The organism is Bradyrhizobium algeriense, from assembly GCF_003062295.1.
Taxonomy (GTDB): Bacteria; Pseudomonadota; Alphaproteobacteria; order Rhizobiales; family Xanthobacteraceae; genus Bradyrhizobium; species Bradyrhizobium algeriense.
Genome location: NZ_PYCN01000025.1, coordinates 50,944 through 73,430, shown reverse-complemented (window position 1 = coordinate 73,430; position 22,487 = coordinate 50,944). Strand labels below are relative to the sequence as shown.

Annotated in this window: 16 protein-coding genes and 3 pseudogenes; 7 read left to right on the top strand and 12 right to left on the bottom strand. The window is 57.2% G+C overall.

Features of this window, described 5'->3' with window-relative positions; all coding sequences use genetic code 11:
• Positions 1-3: 3 nt before the first annotated feature.
• Positions 4-2,164, top strand: a pseudogene (locus tag C7G61_RS47260) (TrlF family ATPase); the annotation flags it as partial.
• On the top strand, positions 2,047-2,676 hold the full coding sequence (locus C7G61_RS32470) for a transposase (RefSeq protein ID WP_108521607.1): 630 nt from the start codon (positions 2,047-2,049) through the stop codon (positions 2,674-2,676). The pseudogene C7G61_RS47260 and the gene C7G61_RS32470, both read left to right, overlap by 118 nt.
• A gap of 25 nt (positions 2,677-2,701) precedes the next feature.
• Here the strand turns inward: C7G61_RS32470 and C7G61_RS32465 are convergent, their stop codons facing one another.
• Positions 2,702-3,133 carry a hypothetical protein gene (locus C7G61_RS32465; protein WP_108521605.1) on the bottom strand — a complete coding sequence of 144 codons (432 nt, stop codon included), beginning with the start codon at positions 3,131-3,133 and terminating at the stop codon, positions 2,702-2,704.
• A gap of 877 nt (positions 3,134-4,010) precedes the next feature.
• On the opposite strand from C7G61_RS32465, the gene C7G61_RS32460 reads away from it, so the two are divergent.
• Complete coding sequence (locus C7G61_RS32460; protein WP_108521603.1) at positions 4,011-4,322, top strand: DNA -binding domain-containing protein; 312 nt, start codon at positions 4,011-4,013, stop codon at positions 4,320-4,322.
• 127 nt (positions 4,323-4,449) lie between these two features.
• The gene (locus tag C7G61_RS47570) at positions 4,450-4,647 is read left to right on the top strand and encodes a transcriptional regulator domain-containing protein (RefSeq protein WP_108521601.1); all 198 of its coding nucleotides are present in this window, start codon (positions 4,450-4,452) and stop codon (positions 4,645-4,647) included.
• A gap of 154 nt (positions 4,648-4,801) precedes the next feature.
• Here C7G61_RS47570 and C7G61_RS45015 read toward each other — a convergent pair whose 3' ends face one another.
• From C7G61_RS45015 to C7G61_RS32390, 11 genes and pseudogenes are all read right to left on the bottom strand, one after another.
• A complete protein-coding gene (locus tag C7G61_RS45015; protein ID WP_190242061.1) occupies positions 4,802-5,116 on the bottom strand; it encodes a hypothetical protein in 315 nt (104 codons plus the stop codon).
• A 295-nt stretch (positions 5,117-5,411) separates the two neighbouring features.
• Positions 5,412-5,579 carry a hypothetical protein gene (locus C7G61_RS45010; protein ID WP_190242060.1) on the bottom strand — a complete coding sequence of 56 codons (168 nt, stop codon included), beginning with the start codon at positions 5,577-5,579 and terminating at the stop codon, positions 5,412-5,414.
• Between the two features lie 1,424 nt (positions 5,580-7,003).
• Positions 7,004-8,266: pseudogene (locus C7G61_RS47830) on the bottom strand (cystathionine gamma-synthase family protein).
• A gap of 126 nt (positions 8,267-8,392) precedes the next feature.
• Complete coding sequence (locus C7G61_RS32425; RefSeq protein ID WP_108521594.1) at positions 8,393-8,818, bottom strand: hypothetical protein; 426 nt, start codon at positions 8,816-8,818, stop codon at positions 8,393-8,395.
• A 147-nt stretch (positions 8,819-8,965) separates the two neighbouring features.
• Positions 8,966-10,060: an LLM class flavin-dependent oxidoreductase gene (locus C7G61_RS32420; RefSeq protein ID WP_244608567.1), complete on the bottom strand. Its 1,095-nt coding sequence runs from the start codon at positions 10,058-10,060 to the stop codon at positions 8,966-8,968.
• Positions 10,043-11,132, bottom strand: a pseudogene (locus tag C7G61_RS46250) (pyridoxal phosphate-dependent aminotransferase); the annotation flags it as partial. The pseudogene C7G61_RS46250 and the gene C7G61_RS32420, both read right to left, overlap by 18 nt.
• A 507-nt stretch (positions 11,133-11,639) precedes the next feature.
• Positions 11,640-12,746 (bottom strand): branched-chain amino acid ABC transporter substrate-binding protein, encoded by a 1,107-nt coding sequence (locus C7G61_RS32410; protein WP_244608562.1) that lies wholly within the window; start codon positions 12,744-12,746, stop codon positions 11,640-11,642.
• A gap of 1,254 nt (positions 12,747-14,000) precedes the next feature.
• A complete protein-coding gene (locus C7G61_RS32405; RefSeq protein WP_108521590.1) occupies positions 14,001-14,708 on the bottom strand; it encodes a MerR family transcriptional regulator in 708 nt (235 codons plus the stop codon).
• 145 nt (positions 14,709-14,853) lie between these two features.
• Complete coding sequence (locus C7G61_RS32400) at positions 14,854-15,066, bottom strand: hypothetical protein (RefSeq protein ID WP_244608561.1); 213 nt, start codon at positions 15,064-15,066, stop codon at positions 14,854-14,856.
• Positions 15,067-16,290: 1,224 nt separating this feature from the next.
• Positions 16,291-17,244, bottom strand: a complete 954-nt coding sequence (locus C7G61_RS32395) for a LysR family transcriptional regulator (protein WP_108521588.1) — start codon at positions 17,242-17,244, stop codon at positions 16,291-16,293.
• A gap of 803 nt (positions 17,245-18,047) precedes the next feature.
• Entirely contained in the window at positions 18,048-18,992 is a 945-nt protein-coding gene (locus tag C7G61_RS32390) for a LysR family transcriptional regulator (protein WP_108521586.1), read from the bottom strand.
• A gap of 805 nt (positions 18,993-19,797) precedes the next feature.
• On the opposite strand from C7G61_RS32390, the gene C7G61_RS32380 reads away from it, so the two are divergent.
• Genes C7G61_RS32380 through nodC form a run of 3 tightly spaced genes read left to right on the top strand, consistent with a single transcriptional unit; the run spans position 19,798 to position 22,467 of the window.
• Positions 19,798-20,430 (top strand): NodA family N-acyltransferase, encoded by a 633-nt coding sequence (locus tag C7G61_RS32380; RefSeq protein WP_108521582.1) that lies wholly within the window; start codon positions 19,798-19,800, stop codon positions 20,428-20,430.
• Complete coding sequence (gene nodB / locus C7G61_RS32375) at positions 20,427-21,086, top strand: chitooligosaccharide deacetylase NodB (RefSeq protein WP_057853261.1); 660 nt, start codon at positions 20,427-20,429, stop codon at positions 21,084-21,086. The genes C7G61_RS32380 and nodB overlap by 4 nt, the downstream gene beginning before the upstream one ends.
• Positions 21,087-21,102: 16 nt before the next feature.
• Positions 21,103-22,467: a chitooligosaccharide synthase NodC gene (gene nodC, locus C7G61_RS32370; RefSeq protein ID WP_108521580.1), complete on the top strand. Its 1,365-nt coding sequence runs from the start codon at positions 21,103-21,105 to the stop codon at positions 22,465-22,467.
• Positions 22,468-22,487: the final 20 nt, after the last annotated feature.

The following is a 22,487-nucleotide window of genomic DNA, read 5'->3' as shown; positions in this document are numbered from 1 at the left end:
CGAATGCTCAGTCGGGGATCGGAGTGGCGGCGGTGGGAGCCGCATATTCATGCACCGGGCACGGTGATGAACAACCAGTTCTGCGGTCCCACAGCGTGGAGTGACTATCTCACCGCGCTGGAGCGGGCCATGCCGGTCATCGAGGCGATCGCCCTGACCGACTATTACGTGACTGATACCTACGAAGAGGTGCTGAAGCACAAAGCGGTTGGCCGGCTGCCTGCCACCAAGCTGATCTTCCCGAATGTCGAGCTACGGCTCGACGTGGCCACAGCCAAGGGCGGATTCGTCAATCTTCACCTGTTTGTCAGCCCGGAGGATCCAAAGCACATCGAGGAATTGCAGCGACTGCTGTCGCGTCTGCAGTTTAACGTCATGCAGGACCGCTTCGATTGCACGCGCGCGGACCTCATCAAGCTTGGCAAGAAGGCCGATCCGGACATCACCGACGACCGCGCGGCGCTGGCCTATGGAGCCAACCAGTTCAAGGTCAACTTCCAAAAATTGCGCGAGGTGTTCTCGGAGAGCGGCTGGGCGAAAAAGAACATACTGATTGCGGTCGCGGGTGGCGCGACAGACGGAACGTCGGGCGTGCGGGAGGCTGCGGACCAGACGATCCGACGCGAAATCGAAGGCTTTGCGCATGTGATCTTTGCCAGCAGCCCGGCCCAGCGCGAGTTCTGGCTAGGCCAGAGGGATCTTGGCCCCGATGAAATGCGAGCCCGATGCGGTGGGTTGAAACCCTGTCTGCACGGGAGTGACGCCCACAAGCTCGACGATGTCGCCTTGCCGTCCCCTTGTCGGTGATGGGAAGGTCAAGGTGAGTTGGGCTTCCGGAGAACCGAGCGTCCGCGCGCTCGATGGCTCGGATGCCAACGGGCCGTTTAGTTATGAGCGCGTGCGGTATCTGTCGCAGCAGTTCGTGGAGGAGCTTTGCTCGTCGAGCGGGCTGACCGACGGCCTTTTGCGCGAAATCGAACGGGTGATCTTTGAGGCCCATCCAGACGACGCCCGGGACGGCACGTTGGACTTCGCCGAGCTTCTCGACCACCGCGCATCGCGCCATCGCCTTGCGCGTGAACGCGAGGCCGAGGCCGTGTCGCAGATCTCCGAGCGCATCGGTACCGAGCTGGAGAAGGAAAAGCTGATCGCGACCTATGAGGGGCAGGTCGCGCAAAAGAAGAAGCTGGTCGATGCGTACACGGCCGACCGTGCCAAGCTCGTATCGGCCGGCAGCGAGAAGCGAGCCCAGCGTCACACGGAATTGGCGGGAGCCGCAAACCAGGTTCGGGCGAAGCTGCGGCAGTTCGCCGGCCAGCGGCAAACCTTCCTGGCAATGCAGGACGAGGTGAAGGACCTACGGCGTAACCAGGCTCCAGAAGCGCTGAGACAGGCCCAGTCGCGCCATACCCACAGTGGCATGTCAGCAGAGCAGTGGGCGTCCTTCCTGCTGGACTACAAAGGACCCGTCGACAATGATCTCGCCGGCTACGTGAAATGGGTCGATGGCGAGATCGCCAAGCTCAAGGGAACGACGCCGGCGCCGAGCGATCCGAACACGCCGTACTTTCGAGACGACGTCGATCTGAGCACGCTGTCACAAGCCGTTCTTGAGGCGGAGATGGCGCGGCTGGAGAAGCTGGTCAGCGCCGACAAGGAGACGCAGCGACGATACACAGCGCTTTCTGGCAGCATCGCGACCGAGACCGCAGCGCTGCAAACGCTTACCGATAAGCTGAAGGACGCACAGGGCGCCAGAGATCGGGCGCGCGACCTGCAGACGCAACGCGAGGAGGCTTATGGCAGCGCTTTCGACGCGCTTGTCGCGGAACAATCAGTGCTGGAGAACCTCTACGCGCCGCTCATGGCGCGGCTCGCTGCCTCGTCTGGCACGCTGAAGAAGCTTTCCTTCTCCGTGACGCGTGTCGCCAACGTGGAGCAGTGGGCGTCCGAGGCGGAAGACGGTCTGATCGACCTCAGGAAGGCTGGCGCGTTCCGGGGCAAGGGCACGCTGCTGCAGAAGGCGAATGAGGTGTTGAAGGGGGCATGGGAAGCCGGGGATTCGGCCGTCGTCATCGGCGCGATGGCGGAGTTCCGACGGCTCTATCAAAGGGACCTGCTGGATCATTCTCCGGTCGCGCACACCGACCAGGCGGAATGCCGACCAAAAACGGCTTCATCCAGGGCTACAACGCACAGGCCGCCGTCGATGGCGCCCATCAGATCATCGTGGCGCACACGCTGACCAACTCGCCAAGCGATCAGGCGCAGCTTGCGCCATTGCTCGATGCCATCAAAGCCAATCTCGGGAAGAACCCGGATGAAGCGTCGGCCGATGCAGGCTATTGCTCGCAAGCCAATCTTCGCACGCTCATTCGACGCCGGATCGAGGGCTACGTCGCCACCGGACGGCAAAAGCACGGCACCAAGGCGGCCACGACAAAAAGAAAGCTCAAATCCGGCACGCTCGTCGCCAGAATGAGCACAAAGCTCAAGCGCGCAGGCTATCGAAGCCGATATCGATTGCGAAAACAGATCGTCGAGCCCGTCTTCGGTCAGATCAAGCAGGCAAGAGGCTTCCGCCAGTTCCTCCTGCGCAGCATCGACAAGGTCAAAGCCGAATGGGCCATGATCTGCATCGCCCACAACCTCGCAAAACTCGCCGCCGCACGCTGAGGAGAACCTGTCTCCCCAAAAAGCTTCAGAACCCGCCTCGCTTAATCCTAAGTCCATTATAGGGACAGGCTCCTAGGAACCGATAGAAATGTTCCTTGAGTCCGCTATCCTTCACTTCCTTTTCGTCAGCAGCCAGCTCGCCATGCCGAGAGGTCAGCGGATCGCGGTAGCTCAGCAGTGGACTATCGAGAACCACGATGCCTGGATGCGGGAGCTCCTTCTTCCGGCAGTACAACAGCACACCAATCTTAAACGCAGCATTCATTAAAGCCCGGACGCCCTTTCCATTTGCGCGGCGGCTTTTCCCGTCAATGAGAATATCGTGCGTCTTGTCGTCGAAGGAGACGGTAGGCAGACCCGGAAATTTCCAAGCGTGAAGCACCGTCTGGACGGTGGTCGCAAACTCGTGCCCAGTCACGCCGTCTATCGCGGAAATTTCGTGCGAAGAGTTCTGCAACTGGACTCGGATATGGTTTCGCTACGTAGATCTCAGGGCTAGAGATGTTCGCGCGGGGCGATTGTCTGATGCGAATATCACCTCGCTACGGGGTGATCTCATTGCCCTACTCACTGATTGGATCCAACGTGGCGTCGTTTATCCCAAGTTCTATTTGCTGCGGGCAGATGTCCTTGACCTCGTTCCAATAGGGAAGCGTACGGCCCCGAGGAGGTGCAGGCGCAAAATGACCGACTCCGGTACGAGAGGTTGCTTGATCTCGTCAACGAAGGTCGGCCAAAAGCAAATGACCCGCGTGGGGAAGAAGCTGCGCTTGTTGCTTTGGCGCGTTTCCGCCCAGCCATTCCGGTAATGAACGGATAACTCTCTGAGGAGAAAGGCTATGTTGCGGCCGCTGACACGGGCGAAGTCGGCGGCGGCAACTAGGTGAACGAGGTCGCGCGCGGGCGCGACGCCATCGGCTCGTGGGCGAGGCGGGGCCGAAACTTGTGCATATATTTCGGACAATCTTTTTGTAGTGATGATGATCAGTACCAGGCTGTGGGCGTCGGGCCGAAGCGTACCCCGATCTCCACGAAGAAGGCACAATCAGCCAAGCGCGGCGCTAGCCGGCCTAGGGCCAAGCGAAATCGACCATCTGCTCCAAAGACCTTGCGAATGTCCATCTGCAGGATAGGAAGCAATCGCGTATATTGCGCTAGGTGGTATAATACGCGGACAAAGCGATTAGCCCAGTGATGCGAGCGGATCGCGACTAGTCTCATGACTAGTCCTTCTGAGGAATTTTTATGCTGGACTTGATCGCTTTATGGCGGTTGTGTGGAGAAGCCCACACACAGGGGACGAAATTCGAGCAACGGAGTTGTTGGTAACACCCATGAAGACCCCGCCACTCGATCCTGATGTCGCCGATTCAGCTCCGGATGATCCGGTGCTCACGGGCTACGATGAACAGCATCTCGTGACGTATTGGCGGCTTCTCGATGCCGAGACCGATGGCGCCGACTGGAAAGAGGTGGCTCGGATGGTCTTGTATATTGATCCAGATCGCGAGCCGGCGTGCGCTCGCAATGCGTTTGATAGTCACTTGGCGCGAGCAAAATGGATGGCTGATCACGGTTACCGCGATTTGCTGCGCGCGGCGGCGCGACCAAATAGCAAGAATTTGTCGATTAGAATTCGCAATTGAGAATGGATTTCTCCCACTGACAACGTGATCGCCTGTACGCATCACGCAATGCACAATTGGTGGCTTCCCCAACAACCAAAGGCTTCATAGACATTTCGCAATCGCCTTACGGCAGGGGATCAGAGCAATGTCCGAGTTCGACTGGCTGCCGGGCGCGTATCAGCACGCCATCAAGTCAGGGGAGGTGGCGGATTTCGCCTGGGAGGCGGTCCGCCGAAGGCCCAACTATCGAAATGCCTACCGGGACGCTCGCTCGAAGGGCGGGCAAGTTTCCGAATTCCGAAGGAGATGGGCGTCTGCTTTCGCTAATGAGCGGGCTCGGTAACGTAAATGAAAGAGGCCGCTAACCGAGGAGCCCTTATTGTCGTGAAGTCGCAAGCGCACTTTGCTTGAATTCAGAGTGGCTGGCGACCGTCGCTGATGTTGGCAGGGCAACGACAACTCGATAAGTCGTGAAGTACCTGAACGATGGCAACAACCTACAACAGGCCGAGACGCAACTCTCTCACCTCGGCCGTGGTCCCGCTAGACACGCCGGGATGGTCAATGTGCCCATTCATCGGGTCTCTACAATCCTTTCGGAAACCCTGGTCGATCGCAGCACAGGCGTCGGTGATGATCATCTCGTTCGCGGGTCCCAGCGGTGCTGTGTCGGTCGCGCGCCAGCTCGGCCTCGAGCACTCGTTGAGTTTGCTACAGTACGCCTCCTGCAGCTTGGCAAGCGCAATGCATTTACGGGCATACACTGCTGCCATCTGTCGAAGCTCCGCCTCGATTTGTGAAACCTTGTCCATGATTTGCCTATTGTCGGTTGATGTACGGCTATACCGCGCAACCGTGTCAGCGGCCACCGCGCTTCTCGGCACGTAGCTTGCCCCGGCGAAATGCGAGAGAGCACCCCTCGGGGCTAACGTGACGGATCTCCGCGACCCGCTGAATACTGCTATAGTCCTCATCGAGAGGTGGCGGCGCCTTAATGCCGCTCGCTGCGAGCAGCATTCGAAAGCGAAGCTAGCTCCGCCACCACGATCTCGAGCTTTCGCGCGATGCCCTCGATCTTGGGCGAGTGCTGGTGCTGCGGGGACCGCGTCATGACGTCCCCGCTTGCGGGATGATCCGCATCCTGAACTCCAGCGACAGGTCGCGAATCTCGAGCAGCACGTCCGGATTAGCGTCAATTACCGCGCAAGCGTACGCGAACCGCTCCTCGGCGAGGGCAAGGGCCTCAGCACCTGAAACGTCCGCAGGGATACTCATCGCCGGTGCGCCTCATGCTTCGCGATATAGTCGAGAATTCTCGCTCTCGCCAAAAGAAGATCCTCATCGAGCAATGCGTGCATCGCGCCTCGAACGCAAGGGGAAATCGAATTGTCAGTATCGATCATTTTCCGAAAGTTCTGAAAGACACGATCGATCCTCGCGATCGAATCGCCTGCCGTGATCATTCGCTGCTCAGACACGTTGATCCTCCTTCTCGTCGTCAGTAGTGGTTGGATTGGCATTCCTGCGTTCTTCGGCGAGCCGAACGGGATCGTGTGAATGTTTGTTCAGCGCTCGAACATCATCGCGGCGCGCTTCGACGTAACGCCGGATCCGGTTGCAATTATCGATGGGATCGCAAGATGTCTACTTGAGCACGCCGCAGATCTCCTTGAGGATTGCGCAGTGTTGCTTAATCTAGTGGCTTGTCGGCGCCGACATTAAGCGCTCTTCGGATCGGGCGATGAGCAGATCCTGTGAGGCGGGGCTCGTCTCTTCTTCGCGCTTCTGCGCCTTGACGCGCTTTAACAGGTCGGAAACAGATTCGCCGAGCAGGTAGCGTCCATTCCGCTCGCGTTTGAAGTAGCGGTCGGTGACGAGCTTTATTAAGCTCGGATTTGCTGTCTCTTGCGATGCCCGCAGAGTCTCTCGACGAAACGCCGCTATTTGTAACGTCCATTTAGGTTTCGAGTCCCTGGTTGAGATGCAAATGCAGCCGAAGAGTGTCGCGTCTAAAACATTCAGACGATGCGGTGGCGCGAGGCTCGCGCGCGATTTGATCTTATGCCAAAACGCTGCAATGTATGTAAGAGTTGCCGATACCGAGCGCTGGGTAAAATAAAGGCGCCACTGTCAGTGGTGCAGCCGCGTCCACATGAGCTTGCGAATTTCCCGCTCTGCTCGCGCGAAGTTGCCGATGTTGAAGTGAGTGCGCCGATACGCAGCAGCGCGTTCCGCTCGCGACCCCATGATGCGGGGTCTCTCGCGCTTGTACATCTCGTCGCGTGCTTGGCTGAGTGCGCTGCGCACGGAATGTCGGAGTTCCCCTTTGATTCGAGGGAATGTGGTTGCGGTGGGCCGAAAGCTAGTTAGCAGTTGCAGCGCGCGAGCCTTGATCTCCTCAAAATACGGACTAACGCGCACTTACGGTTCTCCTTTAGCGATGCTGCTGCTGCATCTATGCTCCTGATAGCCCGGTTAATGGCATCGATATGGCAATCAGACCTCTGTGGACGAAAAGAGCAGTCGCGCTGGCAGCTTGCCCATCACGCATTCTGCGCAGCGCAGCTCAGGGTTGCTCGGAGGTCACAAGCACGTCGTCAAAGTGATTACGGGACCGAGGTGTCGAGTTGGCAACAAGCCCCGCGGGACAGCATTTATGGGCGCCTGGCGGGGCGGTCCCAGCAGCCGCACGCCTGCAGCTATGCCTCGGTCAACGCGTGCGCGATATATGCAATTAGGTCCGACGGATGTTCGATGCCGATCGATAGCCGGATGGTGGAGTCGAGGACGCCGATTTTTCCCGGATGTGAGTCGTAACACCTGAGTGCGTCCTGCTTGCGGGTAGGCTGGCAAGCGACTCGGTACCGCCCAGGCTCACTGCCAGCTTGAAGAGTTTCAGCGCGTTCCGAAATTTGTATGCGGCGGCTTTTCCGTCGACAGTATCGAACGAAAATGTGGAACCTGTGCCAGTGCATTGCTTCGCGAATAGCCGGCCCGCGGCCCGTCTGCCTCGTGGTGAGCGAGGCCACTTTTTCGTAGTCGCGCAGGTATTGCGCTACGAGATGCGCATTTCTATCGGCTTTTCCATGCGAAGGCTCAGTGTTTCGAGCGAGCGGCTGATCATCCAGCAGGAATGCGGGTCCAGTTGGGTGCGGGTGGCGCCTCGCGGCGCTTTGACGTCCTTCATGAGGGCTCTTGACCCGAGCGCAGCGCCAGCGATCAGGTCTGAATGACCGCGACATATTGGTCAGTGAATACAAAGTGAAATCCGCACCATGTTCGATCGGGCGCAGGAACACTGGCCCTAGCAATGTGTTATCGCACGCGACGATTGGCGTGTGCCCCTGGGCGCGGCCGGTCATCTCTGCGACGCGGCGGACCATCGCAATATCGACCGGCCCATCGGTTGGGTTTGCCAGAGTTTCGATGAAAATCATTGGAACCCTACCTTTGTGTATCGCGTCCCCCGCCGCCAGCCTGACTCCGGTCTCGTCGAGGCCGTCGGCAAAGCCGACGGCACCGAATCGAAAGGCCCGCAAGCGTCTTCACAAGCAACGCTTCCGGTGCACCGTAGAGTGGGTTGAGAGTGCAGAATCACGTCGCCAGGGCTTGCCGAACGCGAGGATCGTCGTCGCAATCACCGCCATGCCGGATGGTGCGCAATTCTCTATGCGCTCGTAGATGGAAATCCCGTCCTCGACAATTTCGCTGTTGGGGTGATTGAACCGCGAATAAACTAGGCCTGCGTCCCATTCCCTCGGGAGGCTCGCGCCGATCTGAGACGAAATCGAAAGTCCATCCCGTCTTCTCGGCAGTCCGGAAAACGAAGGTCGAGGTCAGAAAGACCGGCGGTTTAGCCGCTCCTTGCGATAATTGCGGGTCGTAGCCGTAGTTCAGCATCTGCGTTTCGGACGCAGCTTGTGATTGCCTATATGGGTCTTCAACGAAAAATGCTTCATCATGGCCTAAGCTTCGTTCTATAGATCCAAATCCTTGCCCTGCAGCTAGTTGCCTTCCACGGCAGTGGGGCGAATTCCGCAACTGGTTGCGCGATATGCTGGAACATCGTCAGCGCAGGCTCTAACAAGTCAACGCTGTTTCACCAGACTCCACTTCTTGATCACCGCCTCGCTCATCTGCTCAGCGTCGGCACAGGCGATTTCATCGACCTTCACCGAGATCCTCTTGCCGACTAGTGGCTTCAGCTGACTGGCGTGCGCTTCGCCAGTTGTGAGCAGCTGAAACATTACCGGTCCGGTCTCTAGCTTGCACAGCGCGTGCGGCTCGGGCAGCCGGCGCGGCGCGGAGATGATATGGTAGGCGACCTTTTTGCCGTGCTTGGCATCGCGTATGCGAATCGCGTAGAGCTCGCCTGACAACACGTCGCCGGTGTTGATCGGCGCGCCCCCGTTCAGGCCCGCGTACGCAGGCTCCTCCGCGCCGGCGGCTCCAGGAAAGCTCGCCATCAGAATCAATGCAAGGGCAAAGCCCATGGCGAATCGGTCTTTCGTCATTAGTCAGTCCTCCGTAGGTGTGATTAGAAAAGCGTGAGCTGCCGGATCGCGGCAACAGCGCACCTCGTCGACCCATGGACGTCGTGGTGAGCAAACAGGAGCTGCTGATCGTGAGCGCATGCTGCCCGCCGACTATACGGGAAGGGTCTAGGAGCGCTGCCACAACGTTTGATGTCTAAAGCCGGACGGGCAAATCATTGTCGGCCAAGTCCCAGCCATGATTTCGGATTGGATTGCGGTTGCGGTGCACAGGGAAGCATCTAATGGCAGATTGCCAAATGCGAGTTGACAAAGAAGGTAATTCGCACCTGACTCTTCCAGCTGATTTAGGAGAACTTGTCGCACAGAAGCTGACGTTCCGACGACGCACAATTCTCTCTCGATTGCCGCATCGAAGGTCAGCGGAAGGTGTGGTGGTGTAGGGATGGCATTGAGCTCGTAAAGGAACTTAAAGCTCTCGAGCCATTGTGCGTAAGCAGATGCCGCGAGCGAATAGGCATCTATCTCCGAACGCGCAATCACGACCATGCGAAGCAATCCAAGAAATGGCATTTGATCGTGAGCCTCGCCGTTGGGCTCTCGATGAGCGCGGAAGGCATCAGTTACTTTGCGTACAGCAGAGGAGGGGCCTACGCACGCGAGATTTGCGCCATTGGCAGCTGCCCAAGCTGCGGACTCGGGTCGATTTGTGGCAATCCATGTCGGCGGCCTTGGACGCTGATAAGTTTTTACCGTCAACGGAACGCTGTTTAGCTCAAAATGTTGGCCTTGATAGGATAGCATGCCGCCTTTCATAGCGCTGATAAGGGCTTCGCTTGCTTCTTCATAACGGCTTGGCGCCGCGTCAGCACTGATGCCGTAGTAGCCCAATTCAAGCGGAAGAGAGCCGCGTCCGATACCCACCTCAAGCCGGCCACCGCTCAAGTGATCGAGCATACAGATCTCTTCAAACGCACGCAGGAGATGATAGAGGTTAAGCAGCATCACCAATGGCCCGATACGAAGTTGCCGTGTGCGCTGTGCGACGCTCGACAAGAACAAATTTGGCGATGGACCTCTCCCATGCGGCGTACAGTGGTGTTCTGCCACGTGATATGCAAAGAAGCCGAGTCTGTCGTACGCCTCTGCCAGGACGAGGCGATCTGCGTATTGTCGGGCGATGTCGCGGCCGTCCTCGTCTAAGTGATCGAAGATGCCGAACGTTAGAACTGGCGATCTTCCTAGCTTTAAGCTGTCAGAAATGTCACTGACGGCTCCCAGAAACGCATCCATTTGCGTTTTTGTCCCGATGCTCACGCGGATGCAATTTTCAAGAGCGTTATTGGAAAGGAAGGCAACAAGTATTCTTTGCCTTTCCAAAGCGGCCTGCCACCATCTACCGTCGTGTCCCGCAGGCACACGCGCTAGCAAGAAGTTTGCGTGGGAGGGCGTTAGAGAAAATCCAAGTTGCGACAATGCGGTCGCAACCCGCTGTCTTTCATGCCTGATGTGCCTATGGTTCTCTTCATAGACGGCGCGATGCGCAAGAATGCTGATGCCGACCGCGTGCCCGATTACATTCATGCTGAAGACGTTCTGGATGTTACGAAGCCGTCCAATAAGCTGCGGGTGGCCGAACCCGAAGCCGACGCGAACGCCAGCGGCGGCATAGCTTTTCGAAAGTGTTCTTAAGAGCAGAAGATCCGGATAACGGCTGAGGGGCCGCAGGCCATTATCAGGCGCAGAATCGACATACGCTTCGTCCAACACGACGAGGCGGTCCGATTGTGCCAGGAGGCGTTCGATATCGGCGATAGGGATGAACGTTCCGGTCGGATTGTTCGGATTCGCCAACAGAATGAACTTGGCATCTTTTGCTGGCCCAAAGAGCAATTGCTCTATCGGCAACGACTGAGGTTCGTTACATCTGATTTCAAGCAGTTGAGCACCCTGCAACATAACAAGTTTGTGATTGAATGAAAAACCTGGCGACAGCATTGCGCCGCTGTCGCCCCGGGGCAAGAAATGCTCTGTAGATGAGCCCGAGAAGCTCAGATGATCCATTGCCGGCAATCACATGATCGATCGCGACGCCGTAGATATTAGCGGCTGTTTCCCTCAGGCTAATGTTGTCATCTTCTGGATACAGATACTGCCGCTCAAGCGCCACAATTGCACTTTGCCATACGATTGCTGGCAACGGAAATGGGTTCTCATTCGTGTTTAGTTTGACGTAATTAGCGGCCGGCGCAGGCCGGTCGGACGGCAGAGCATCTAGCTGTTTCGCTGCCTGCGAAAGAGAAGAGAGCACATTTTGCAATTTGGCATCGGACATAGGTTTCTCCCGTTGAACCACCGAGGGCGCTTGCAGTTGTCAGCATGCCGGTCAGTCAGTCCGGTAGACGGCCTGAGGACAGAGTTCGAGTGTTTGTTGGGACAGCGAGGACGGCCGGCATCCAAAGTGCAGCAATCAGCCGCCTCGGTCACGGATTGGCATTGCCGTCATTTCTGAGTTGGCAGCAATATCACGCTGCGTTGGTCCAGGTACCAAATATTGGTCCGGAACGAGTCGGTCTCAGATCGCACAGTGGAAGTTCGGCAAAGAGCTAAGCAAAAGTAACGCAGCGACATCGGCCGAGCTGTGCCGTTGGGCATAAACTCTTCCGTTGGCGCATCGGCGTCATAGGATAGCTCCACGAGCAGTACTGCGAGCGCGAGAAACGACGCGAGTACCGCGAGCGCGAGAACCGACCCGAGTAGCACGTCATGTCCGGAATTACGTTTCATCATTTCCATTACTTCGCTGAATATCTAGGCTCGTGTGCGGTCACAACGAAGAGTTCTACTCGACGGTCTCGACAATGTTGTTATGCCACCGGTATACGACGAAGCCGGGAGCTGCATTGTCTCCTTTGGTATCGAACCGGACCGGCCCGATTACTGTTTGGGTTGGCTGCGAACGAAGCGCAGCTGCTACTCGCGGACCGTCGAAGGTACCGGCCCGCTTTACCGCGTCCGCCCATGCCTGGACGGCGGCATAGGCGTAGAGCGTGTAGCCTCCCGCTGACATGTTGGAAGACTTGAGCCTAGCTACGGCGTCCGCCGCTTGAGCATTCTTGGTGGAGTCGGGCATGAAGGTGAACAGTGTGCCGTTTGCTGCTTCGCCCGCGATCGCCGAAAAGTCGCTGGTCATCAACGGATCGTTCGCCATGATAGTGAGACCTGCGCCTGCTTCTGCGGCTTGACGCACAATCAAGCCGATCTCGTTGTAATAGCCGCCGATATAGGCGATCTGGATTCCGTCTCTTTTCATTCTTGAGACCAGGGCCGTGTAGTCCTTTTCGCCGGCCACATAGCTTTGCCGAATGACCTTTTCGCCCGCTTCCTGAAGGCGTGACTCAACGAAGTCGGCAATGCCCTTGCCGGCGGTACTCTTGTCGTCAAGGACGGCAATCTTCTTGTTCGGATAATGTCGCAAGATGTATTCGGCCGCCACGAGTCCTTGTTGGTCGTCGCGGCCGCAGATCCGAAACACCGTCTTGAGACCACGCTCTGTTAGCTGAGGATTCGTTGAGCCAGGTGAAATCTGAATAAGTGCCGCTTCGGCGTAAACGTCGGAAGCGGGGATAGAGGAAGACGAACAAAAGTGGCCAACGACCAACTTGACTTGATCCATCGTCAGCCGATTGGCAACTGCGACGGCCTGCTTGGGATCGCACGCGTCATCGGCGACGCTCAATATGACCTTGATACCGGGAAGTAGGCCCGAAGCATTTAACGCATCGACAGCGGCAGTAGCACCGTCGCGCATCTGTACGCCAAGCGCAGCAGTGCTTCCGGTCATCGGGCCGACCACGGCGATATTAACGTCGGCAGCTGGTGCGGTCGAAGCCAAAGCACAAGAGAGGAATGCTGCACTTGCAGCTGCAGTAATTCGAGAAATTGGCACTTAGAGCTCCGGATGTTTGCTTGAGTTTGCTATCAGCTTGCCGTTCCTGCCCATGCGAGGGCATCGCTTGGTTATGAGACAACGCCAGCTTTGGATGCCTCAAGGCAGCGCGTAAGCCGCGGCTGGCCGATGCCTCCGGACCTGCCGTGGCAGAGCGAAACAACCATTGCGGTCCCGCTATAGGAAAGATGTGGCGATAAGCAGTGAGATACACGCCGAACGCTGGCAATCTCGGCATCCCATCACGTCCGAGGCGCTCCTGACGCTGCAATCGATCGAACACAGCAAACGGTTCGCATGTCCATCCCCGCGGCGGCGTTACGTATATGGAGTCTGCGGGTTCGTCGCCTGTATTCCATACTTTGTGAGGACCGGCGCCTGAGACGTCACATACCGAACTCGGACCGAGCTCCCGTTCCTGTCCGGCAACGGCGACGTGAATACATCCCGCCCTGATCTCTAGTTGGTCGTCCTGTTTTAGCTGCAAGTATGCCGGCGGCGGCACCCCATCCGGCGTATAGAGCACTTTGACAATCCGCTCCTTGCGGAAGTGCTCGAGCCTTCTGACCGTCTCGTGGGGCGTGAGCCTAACAGCTTGAGACATTCGTAATCCTTAACTTAACCTTTGGAGCAGCAACCGACGTGCCAACGACATGATGTCGATTCGAATTGGGTTTGCAGCGAGCGAGATCCGCGAAGTTTGCGATCCTTATCCGTGAGTGAGAGATAGATAAATCCGTCTTGTTCGGTTTGTCGGACAAAGCCTCTCCTTGCGAGAAGCTCGACTACGTCGTAACGAACGCTGCGTCAGCATCCAGCACACCCGCGATCACCCCGACCGGCACGGCTCGCTCTGATCAAGCACTTGCAAGGCCACCATGATCATCCACTGCGTCCCGAATGCCGAAGCTCTCGCCCAGAAACTCTGAACGTACTGCAGGCCATGCGATCCTCCCGGCTAGGCGGAGTTGTCCCTAGGTTGCCAGGGAGCGTGGCCACCTACAGTAGATCGTACAATCTGACGCCATGTACGATTCAAGCCCTTCGGGGGGCTCGTCTCATAAATGTGTCCAAAGTCATGTCTCGATGAAGGAGCGACGCTGCAAAAGTTAGAGAAGAGCGCCACGAGTCCTCAACCATCTGACGCAAACCACAACCGGCGCGTTCCTGGGCGCTAAAAAACTCATATCATTCTCATCTAGATGGAGAACACAGCAGGGGTGCACGCATTATACGCGGCAGGTTCAGCGCAGTTCATCCGTTCAAGGCGGCAAGTGCGAGGTCGAGATATTGCATTAGGCAGGGATCCCAGCCAGCCATACTGCGTGGCGCGCTCAATCGCGCAAGAACTTTCAGTATCATTGAAACGGTCGAATCAGCTCCTGCGATCTCTGTGATCAGCAAGCGCGCTTTAAGCGCCACAGCATTTGCCCGTTCGCTGCAGGGATGCTCGCCCCGATCCACACAATCGCGCAGCTCGTCGAGGATCTTCCGCCACCGCTCCTCTCGACCTGAGTCCATGACGCATGTGCATGGGAGCGGCTGAGGGCGTTCTTCCTCAACCCGCGACATTGCATCCAGAGTGGCAGCTAGCTCATCAACACTGACGTGCAATTCACTATCCGTCGTCATGTTGCGCAAACGATTTCGCAACAGGGTTGCACGCGCGACTTGAAGTTCAATTCTCCCCAAATGATTGCGCAATAGGTCAGTAAGCGAGGTTCTGCCCTCTATCGCTCTACGGATCTCGTGAAGCGAGAAGTCAAGCTCACGTAGCGCTCGGATTTGATGTACCCGTTTGAGGCCTTCGTGGTCGTACATGCGGTGACCGCCGTCGGTGCGCTCCGACGCACTTAATAAGCCGGTGTGCTCATAATGATGCAGAGTGCGTACCGTTACCCCGGTCGCCTCTGCAAGCTCGCCAATGCGCCATCGACGCCTTCGTGGTGTAGGTTTTGTCATGGTTCTCTAATTTCAAGCCTACAACCTGACGTCGCGTGAGATTCAAGCTATTTCAACGGTCTACCTGAAAATGGCTTCGTTTCAGGCGCCAGCTAGGCGGCTCTTCTGGCGCCAGCAAGGTTGCTGTCCTCAGAGAGTCGCCTGATCAAGCGGCAGAAGCAATGGCGCCCATCAAGTTCATCAGGGACGCCAAGTGGGCCTCGCCGGCTGCTGCACGTTCCAGAACAAGCGTGGCGATTGCCGTTCGATTTTCAGGAGTTCGCATCGAAGCCGGTAACGCCGCGACTGCTTCATCAAAAAGCCTTCCCAAGACCGAGAGGTCTTCCGGATCGTAGACACCACTGTATTGCTGCAACATTCGGCTCCGTGATTAACGCTAAGGCGGCCGCACGTGGCTAAGACGTTTGGCCAAAAGAAGACAGACCGCCGGCGTACAGCGACGAAGGTGCGGTATACGTTGAAGTGATGCTGTTGCGCAACACAGTCGCGCTTTGCTTCGTCTCAAGGCCGCGCAGGCGATATCGACTAACTTTTCTCGGAACTGCGAGCACCGCAGTGCCTATGTGCAGCCGAACTGGCGGGGCGAAGAAGAGGATTCTCACATTCGGTGCGCCGCTATTCTGAGCCATGGCTGCAAGAAAGCGCCGAGCCGATACGAGCAACGATCGGCAGCCAATGCTGATCCAACAACGATAGTCACAGCATTTTCTCAGCTTAAGTCCCGCTGCCTCAATATCTATCGCAAAGTGGTGGCCGCTCTTTGATCCCGTTCACAACGGATCGGACCACGGTAGATGAGACTTGGCGCGAAGCGGTAAGTGATTGGTCTGTCCGACATGCTCGCTCGCCCGCGCCTGGTATACAAAATGACAGACACGTAGACGGGCAATGCCTTCCAAATTAGTCGATGCCAGTGCGCTGAGCGCATCTGGGCCGATTCGCTAGTCCCGCCCTCCAGGCAAATGTCGAGTTTTGCTGTTATCAGCGCGCTTGCGAGTTCGTTGCGCAATTTGGGTTGCCAGGAGCGCGTGCTTGCCTTCGCAGATCAGTTCTGCAACCACTTCGATTTGCAGATGATGCGCTGCTTGAGGTCGATAGGGGTCGGTCCGAGGGGCCAGGCGCCCTTTGAAAGTCATGAGCTCCGAAGAGACGAAGGTCGAGCGAGAAGAAGATATCGGAGCTGACTTCATGCCAGAACTGCCGCCGACGATGTGTAGGGAAATGTCGTTGATCGCGTAAGTCGTTGCATGTCGCGCTCCGCCTCTGCTGTCGACTGGATTGCTATCCTCTCGAGCGAGCCCAACCGCTGGCTTGAGACCGTTGCTGTGTGGCAGGTTCGATAGCCATTTGCAACGGGCCACTAATTTTCAACGCCGCAAATTGTCGCTAACGAGCTCGAGCGAGAATGGCGTCAAGCCGAGAGGAGCCTAATATTAGACTCGCGAGAGACAGCTGAAATATGGGTGCAGATATAACGGACGTAGGACGCTTTTGCGAATCCGCGCTTACGATGAATGAGGGTCGGTTCTCACGAAGGATTGGGGGTAACCGGATTGATGCGAAGAGGAGGTGAGAAGACGCTTTAAGTGAATTTAGGGGCGCCTGGATCTTTCGTGGTCTCAGGCGGAGGACTCATGCGGGACGCCTCTTCCAACAATATCTGCCGCATCCAGATGCTTGCCGGATCACTATTGTGAAAAGCGGGCCATTGGACGGCCTCGGTAAACGCGGGAAGTGACCGCGTAAGTTCGACGATCTGCAGGGGCATCGTGTTTTCGAAATGCTTAACCAGCCTTGAGGGCATCATACCTATGCGGCTAGTGTCCAATAGTACCGGCGGGATCATGTTAAAGCTCTGCACGACGACCTCGATGCGTCTCTTGAGACCGTGCTTGAGTAAGAACCATTCCTCAATGGAGGGCTTTCGCGTAAGCCCGAACTTGACCGCAACGTGTCCCATGGACATGTATCCCTCGAATGTAAGCTGCGCGGGTAGCTGCTTGTTCGTGCGGCATCCGACGCACACAAGGCTCTCCTCGAACAATGTCGCCTTAGGGTGTGCACTCGACATGAACAATTCCGGCAAGATAAGAAAATCGACTTCACCGCGCCGGAGAAGCTCATCGGTCGCATCGGCGAGTGGCAGCAATTCGAAACTGACGGCGGGAGCTTCCCGTGCGACACGGTCCACGACCTTTCGAAAAAATACGATTGTCATGAAATCGGACAGGAGGATCCGGAAGCGGCGATCCGATTTGGCAGGGTTGAACACATCCTGGGATATAATGGAGAGCTGGATGTGCAGCAGAGCCTTGCGAATAGGGGCGGCGAGCCCTTCGGCACGCGGTGTTGGGACAAGTTCCCGGCCTCTCATCGTAAATAGTTCGTCGCGGAAATAGGCGCGTAGCCGTGCGACGGCGGCGCTCATGGCTGGCTGGCTCAGCTTGATGCTGCGTGCCGCCGCGGTGAGGTTACGCTCGGTCATCAGAGCATCGAGCGCAACAAGAAGATTTAGATCAAGGCCCTTAAAAGGCATATCTTCTCCCGTTGAAAGCCTTTGCGTTGTAAACATTGAGCAACAACGGTTACTTCTATGAAGGTCCCAGTCGCCCCCGCCCGAGCTAGGCTCGTTTTGGGATACCGCGCGATCGCACAGAAGGCTCTCGTACTCGGTCGCAAGCATGTTGGTTGCGCAACGGAGCATGCGAGCGGGCGTGGAAGTCGCCCGCGGTCTTGAAGTAGGGCCTTTGGTGCGCTCAGCAATCGCTCGCAGCACCACATCGATCACTATGAACCGTTGAGAGTAGGGCGCAGTTGCGCACCATTACGCCAATAGCGCCGCAGATGCGCTATCGACGCCCCCGCGTGGCTTAGCGTTGGTCGTCGTTTGTAAGCCTACAACCTGACGCGGTGTGCGATTCAAGCAATTTCATTTGTGTAGCTGAACTCATTTCATCCGACAAAATGCATCTCTCGCATTATCTGAGCCGCGTCGCCGACACCGGTGCCAAATGCAACCCGCCGCAATCGCGGAAAGCCATTCCGCTGCGCTCTCTGCCTAGTTCCAAGAACATCTTGCGGCGGGCCTGCCAGGTGGCGGGCGCGAGAAGCAAGATCAAATCGCTACTTGATCAAGCGGCAAATCAAGTGCGCCATTCGGGCGTGCTGCGGCTGACATCGAGTTGCAGGGGTTCTTCTGCATGTAGAATATGGCGTACGTGCCTCTTGCAGTGCGGGCCTCTGAGACATTGCGGCACAACGACATCGGCCCGAGCGACCACATCCTGAAGCATCTGGATTGATGTCGAGAGCAGGTGTTAAGACGCCTTGAGTAAAAACCTAGCAGCGCCTGCGATTTCTGGGGGTCTCGCGCGGAGAAGCCATGCGGGATGCCTCCTGCAATATTATCCGCCGCATCCAAATGCTTGCCGGATCAGTATTGTGGAGGGCGGGCCATTGGATGGCCTCGGTGAATGCGGGAAGTGGAAGTGGAGTTTCGACGATCAGCAGCGGCATTGTCTTTGCAAAATGCTGGGCCAACCTTGAGGGCATCGTCGCTATACGCTCAGTCTCCGATAGCATCGGCGGGATCATGGTAAAGCCCTGCACAACGACCTCGATGCGCCTCTTAAGACCGTGCTCAAGCAAGAACCATTCCTCAATATTGGGCCTCAGCGCCTGCCCGAACTTCGCTGCAACATGTCCCATTGATATGTATTTGTCGAACGAGAGCTGCCGTGACAGCTGCTTGTTCGTGCGGCAGCCTACGCACACGAGTGTCTCCTCGAACAGTGTCGCTTTAGGATGCGCGCTCGACATGAACAATTCCGGCATGACAAGAAAGTCGACCTCGCCGCGCCGCAGAAGCTCTTCGGGCTCATCGACAAATGGCAGAAATTCGAACCGGATGGCGGGAGCTTCCCGCGCGACACGGTCGACGATCTTTCGAAAAAAAATGACTGTCATGAAATCGGAAAGGAGAATCCTGAAGCGGCGATCCGATTTGGCTGGGTTGAACGTGTCGTGGGAAATAATGGAGAGCTGAATGTGCACCAGAGTCTCGCGAATCGGCGCGGCGAGCCGTTCCGCTCGCGGTGTTGGGACAAGCTCCCGGCCCCTCATCGTAAATAGTTCATCGCGGAAATAGGCGCGTAGCCGGGCGACGGCCGCACTCATGGCCGGCTGGCTCAGGTTGATGCTGCGTGCCGCCGCGGTGAGATTACGCTCGGTCATCAGAGCATCGAGCGCGACGAGAAGATTTAGATCAAGGCCTTTGAAGCGCATAGCGTGGAGTTATCCATCCTTTGGATGAGTTCAATAAAAACAATCGATTTTACCAATTATGCCGAATGGCGGATAGCAAAGCCGTCGGTCGGGACAAACAAAAAATTCAGGCATATCAGGAATGCTTACCAGTCTTTGCCCTGGCTCCGCGAAAAAAGTCTCAGCTGCACCCCGAGCGCCGATCGAAGCGCATGCCCATTGGAGCCAGATTTGTCAACGGGTTGTACAAACTGCATCGCAGTGTCTTGACGCGACAGGCGTGCCGCAGGTCGCGTCGGCGCTCACTACCGGTAAACGTTCGTATAGCTTCTCGAAGCATTTCTATATTGGGCGTTTACCTCTGTAGAATTGATCCAGCCCTCCACTTCGCTCTAACGTCGCAACCAATCAGGAGCTGCCGATTGCAGGCGCCAAATGCCTTTGCGACCCGGCCAAATGTATCCCGTGTCCATAGCAGTCAAATCGTGCGGAAAATGCAGGAGTTAGATCTGGTGCGAATGGCACATGCGCTCGACGTAATCTCCGTCGTGGATAACGATGCATCGGTCCGTGAAGCGCTGACAGGCGTACTCTGTTTGACAGGCGACAATCCCGACCCTTTCCAGTGCGCAGATGAGTTGTTGAAATCCAGCCGTCCTCTCAGCACGTCCTGCTTGATAGCGGATGTTCAGTGGCCCGGAGTGGCCGGGCTCGAGCTATGCCAGACCAGCGTTTCCCATTCCCCGGTGGAGCCATTCATCGATAGTGAACTGCTCGCGTGCACCAAGTCCATCGTCAAATGCCAGACGGTGCATGGGAGACAATCATGAATATTGTCGTATCAAGCTCTACGGCAGATATCTCCATGCGCTCTCCGGTGCGGTGGAGAGTGGCCTGGGAAAATGAAATGCGCCTCGCCGACCATATCGAACTCTCCGACTTCTTCCGAAAGACCTATGGTCCCACCGGGGCATTCAATGCCAAACCATTCGAAGGCCATCGAAGTTGGGCCGGCGCGAGACCTGAGCTCCGTGCAATCGGCTACGACGCACGCGGCGTAGCGGCTCATATCGGCGCGCTACGCCGCTTCATCAAGGTCGGAGACGTCGATCTACTAGTGGCCGAGCTAGGATTGTACGGGGTACGTCCGGATCTTGAAGGACTCGGAATCACCCACTCAATGCGCGTGATGTATCCAGTACTGCAGAAGCTTGGCGTTCCATTCGGTTTCGGTACGGTTCGGCATGCGCTGAAGGAACACCTTACAAGGTTGCTGGCCCGCCGCGGACTGGCGACCATTATCTCTGGGGTTAGCGTGCGGTCCACCCTTCCGGATGTGTATCTGAAGTTATCGCCCACGCGCGTTGAGGACGTGCTTGTCCTGGTTCTGCCGATTGGACGGCCGATCAGCGAGTGGCCGACTGGTACGGTGATTGATCGGAACGGGCCAGAGCTGTGACATACCTCGACCGCTTATGCGAAGCGCGCAGCGAGTACGCTGACCGCACGGAAAGTCGCGGCGTCTATCTGACGTTTGACGACGGTCCCGATCCACTCTGCACGCCGGATGTCCTGGATGTGCTCGCGGAACACCGAGTGCCCGCAACGTTCTTCGTCATCGGCGCGTACGCGGCGGACCAGCCGAAACTAATCCGACGAATGATCGCAGAAGGGCACGAGGTCGCAAACCACACGATGACGCATCCGGACCTGTCCAGATGCAAACTCACGGAAGTGCAGTATGAAATACTAACCGCGAGCAGGGTCATCAAAATGGCCTGCCCCCAGGCCGCTCTGCGGCATATGCGGGCACCTTATGGTATGTGGAGCGAAGAGGTGCTCACTACGTCGGCGAGGGCTGGATTGGCCGCCCTGCACTGGTCGGTAGATCCGCGAGACTGGTCTCGTCCCGGTGTTAACGCGATTGTCGACGCTGTGCTGGCCTCTGTCCGCCCGGGTGCAATCGTGCTCTTACACGATGGATGTCCTCCCGAGGAGTTGGGACGGGCCACTCATGCTCGTGTGCGCGACCAGACCGTCTTGGCACTTTCGCGCCTGATTCCAGCATTGCATGGCCGCGGGTTCTCAATCCGCTCGCTTCCTCAACCTCACTGAACAAATAGACACACCAATGAATCTTCTTGCCACGACCAGCACAGTCGCTATCTCGTTGTATGCGCTGCTCTCGACCTTCTATCGAAGCGCGCAGGTGCTTTATGCTCTGCCGACAAACGTATCATCGGCCTCGGACGACGTGGCCGTCTCCGGCGCTTTGCCGAGCGTGGATGTCATCGTCCCCTGCTTCAACGAGGACCCGCGCACGCTATCGGCGTGTCTGAGATCCATTGCAAGCCAAGACTATGCCGGGAAACTGCAGGTCTATGTAGTTGACGACGGTTCCGGAAATCTCGACGCTGTAGCACCCGTTCACGACGCCTACGCTGACGACCCGAGGTTCAGCTTTATTCTGCTGGGCAAGAACGTCGGAAAACGGAAGGCGCAGATCGCCGCGATACGCGGGTCGGCTGGAGATTTGGTGCTCAACGTCGATTCGGACACGATACTCGCCGCCGATGTAGTCACGAAACTTGCACGAAAGATGCAAGATCCAGCGATCGGGGCGGCCATGGGTCAGTTGACGGCGAGCAACCGAAACGACACCTGGTTAACCCGGCTGATCGACATGGAGTACTGGTTGGCTTGCAACGAGGAGCGCGCGGCACAGGCCCGCTTCGGCGCCGTTATGTGCTGCTGCGGCCCATGTGCCATGTACCGCCGTTCCGCGCTCCTTTTGCTGCTAGATCAGTACGAGACGCAGTTTTTTCGGGGAAAGCCAAGCGACTTCGGTGAGGATCGCCACCTCACGATCCTCATGTTGAAAGCAGGTTTTCAAACGGAGTACGTTCCCGACGCCGTCGCGGCAACAGTGGTTCCGGATAGGCTGGGGCCATATTTGCGCCAACAACTGCGTTGGGCGCGGAGCACTTTCCGTGACACCTTCCTTGCGCTGCGCCTGTTGCCCGAACTCGATCGCTATCTCACGCTAGATGTAGTCGGACAGAATCTCGGCCCGCTACTTCTCGCCCTGTCATCGATAGCGGCGCTCGCGCAGCTCGCACTCACATCCACAGTACCGTGGTGGACAGGACTGATTATCGCATCAATGACCGTGGTTCGCTGCAGCGTCGCAGCATTTCGTGCTCGCGAACTTCGATTTCTCGGCTTTTCTCTGCACACACTCATCAACATCTTTCTCTTACTGCCCGTGAAAGCCTATGCATTGTGTACATTGAGCAACAGCGATTGGCTGTCACGCGAGTCTGCAAAATTACCAAACGAGAGTGAAAGACAGGTCGTCATCCCAAACCCGATCGTTGGACCAAGAGCCGCCGACGCTAAAGGAGGTTCGGTCATTGCTGGGTCAATTCGCCCGACGGATCATTCGCGCCGTTCTTCGAGGTTCGTAACGTCGAACAGTATCTGCAGCGGCGAGTGACTTTGAACGTTACGTGGGTG

What these genes read in the sequence shown, in the direction of transcription:
- C7G61_RS45015 (WP_190242061.1), bottom strand. Translation starts at nt 5,116, where the DNA reads ATGGACAAGGTTTCACAAATCGAGGCGGAGCTTCGACAGATGGCAGCA.
- C7G61_RS47570 (WP_108521601.1), top strand. Translation starts at nt 4,450, where the DNA reads ATGTCCGAGTTCGACTGGCTGCCGGGCGCGTATCAGCACGCCATCAAG.
- C7G61_RS32470 (WP_108521607.1), top strand. Translation starts at nt 2,047, where the DNA reads ATGGGAAGCCGGGGATTCGGCCGTCGTCATCGGCGCGATGGCGGAGTT.
- C7G61_RS32390 (WP_108521586.1), bottom strand. Translation starts at nt 18,992, where the DNA reads ATGCGCTTCAAAGGCCTTGATCTAAATCTTCTCGTCGCGCTCGATGCT.
- C7G61_RS32380 (WP_108521582.1), top strand. Translation starts at nt 19,798, where the DNA reads ATGAATATTGTCGTATCAAGCTCTACGGCAGATATCTCCATGCGCTCT.
- nodC (WP_108521580.1), top strand. Translation starts at nt 21,103, where the DNA reads ATGAATCTTCTTGCCACGACCAGCACAGTCGCTATCTCGTTGTATGCG.
- C7G61_RS32395 (WP_108521588.1), bottom strand. Translation starts at nt 17,244, where the DNA reads ATGCCTTTTAAGGGCCTTGATCTAAATCTTCTTGTTGCGCTCGATGCT.
- C7G61_RS32405 (WP_108521590.1), bottom strand. Translation starts at nt 14,708, where the DNA reads ATGACAAAACCTACACCACGAAGGCGTCGATGGCGCATTGGCGAGCTT.
- C7G61_RS32400 (WP_244608561.1), bottom strand. Translation starts at nt 15,066, where the DNA reads ATGTTGCAGCAATACAGTGGTGTCTACGATCCGGAAGACCTCTCGGTC.
- C7G61_RS32425 (WP_108521594.1), bottom strand. Translation starts at nt 8,818, where the DNA reads ATGACGAAAGACCGATTCGCCATGGGCTTTGCCCTTGCATTGATTCTG.
- C7G61_RS32460 (WP_108521603.1), top strand. Translation starts at nt 4,011, where the DNA reads ATGAAGACCCCGCCACTCGATCCTGATGTCGCCGATTCAGCTCCGGAT.
- C7G61_RS45010 (WP_190242060.1), bottom strand. Translation starts at nt 5,579, where the DNA reads ATGAGTATCCCTGCGGACGTTTCAGGTGCTGAGGCCCTTGCCCTCGCC.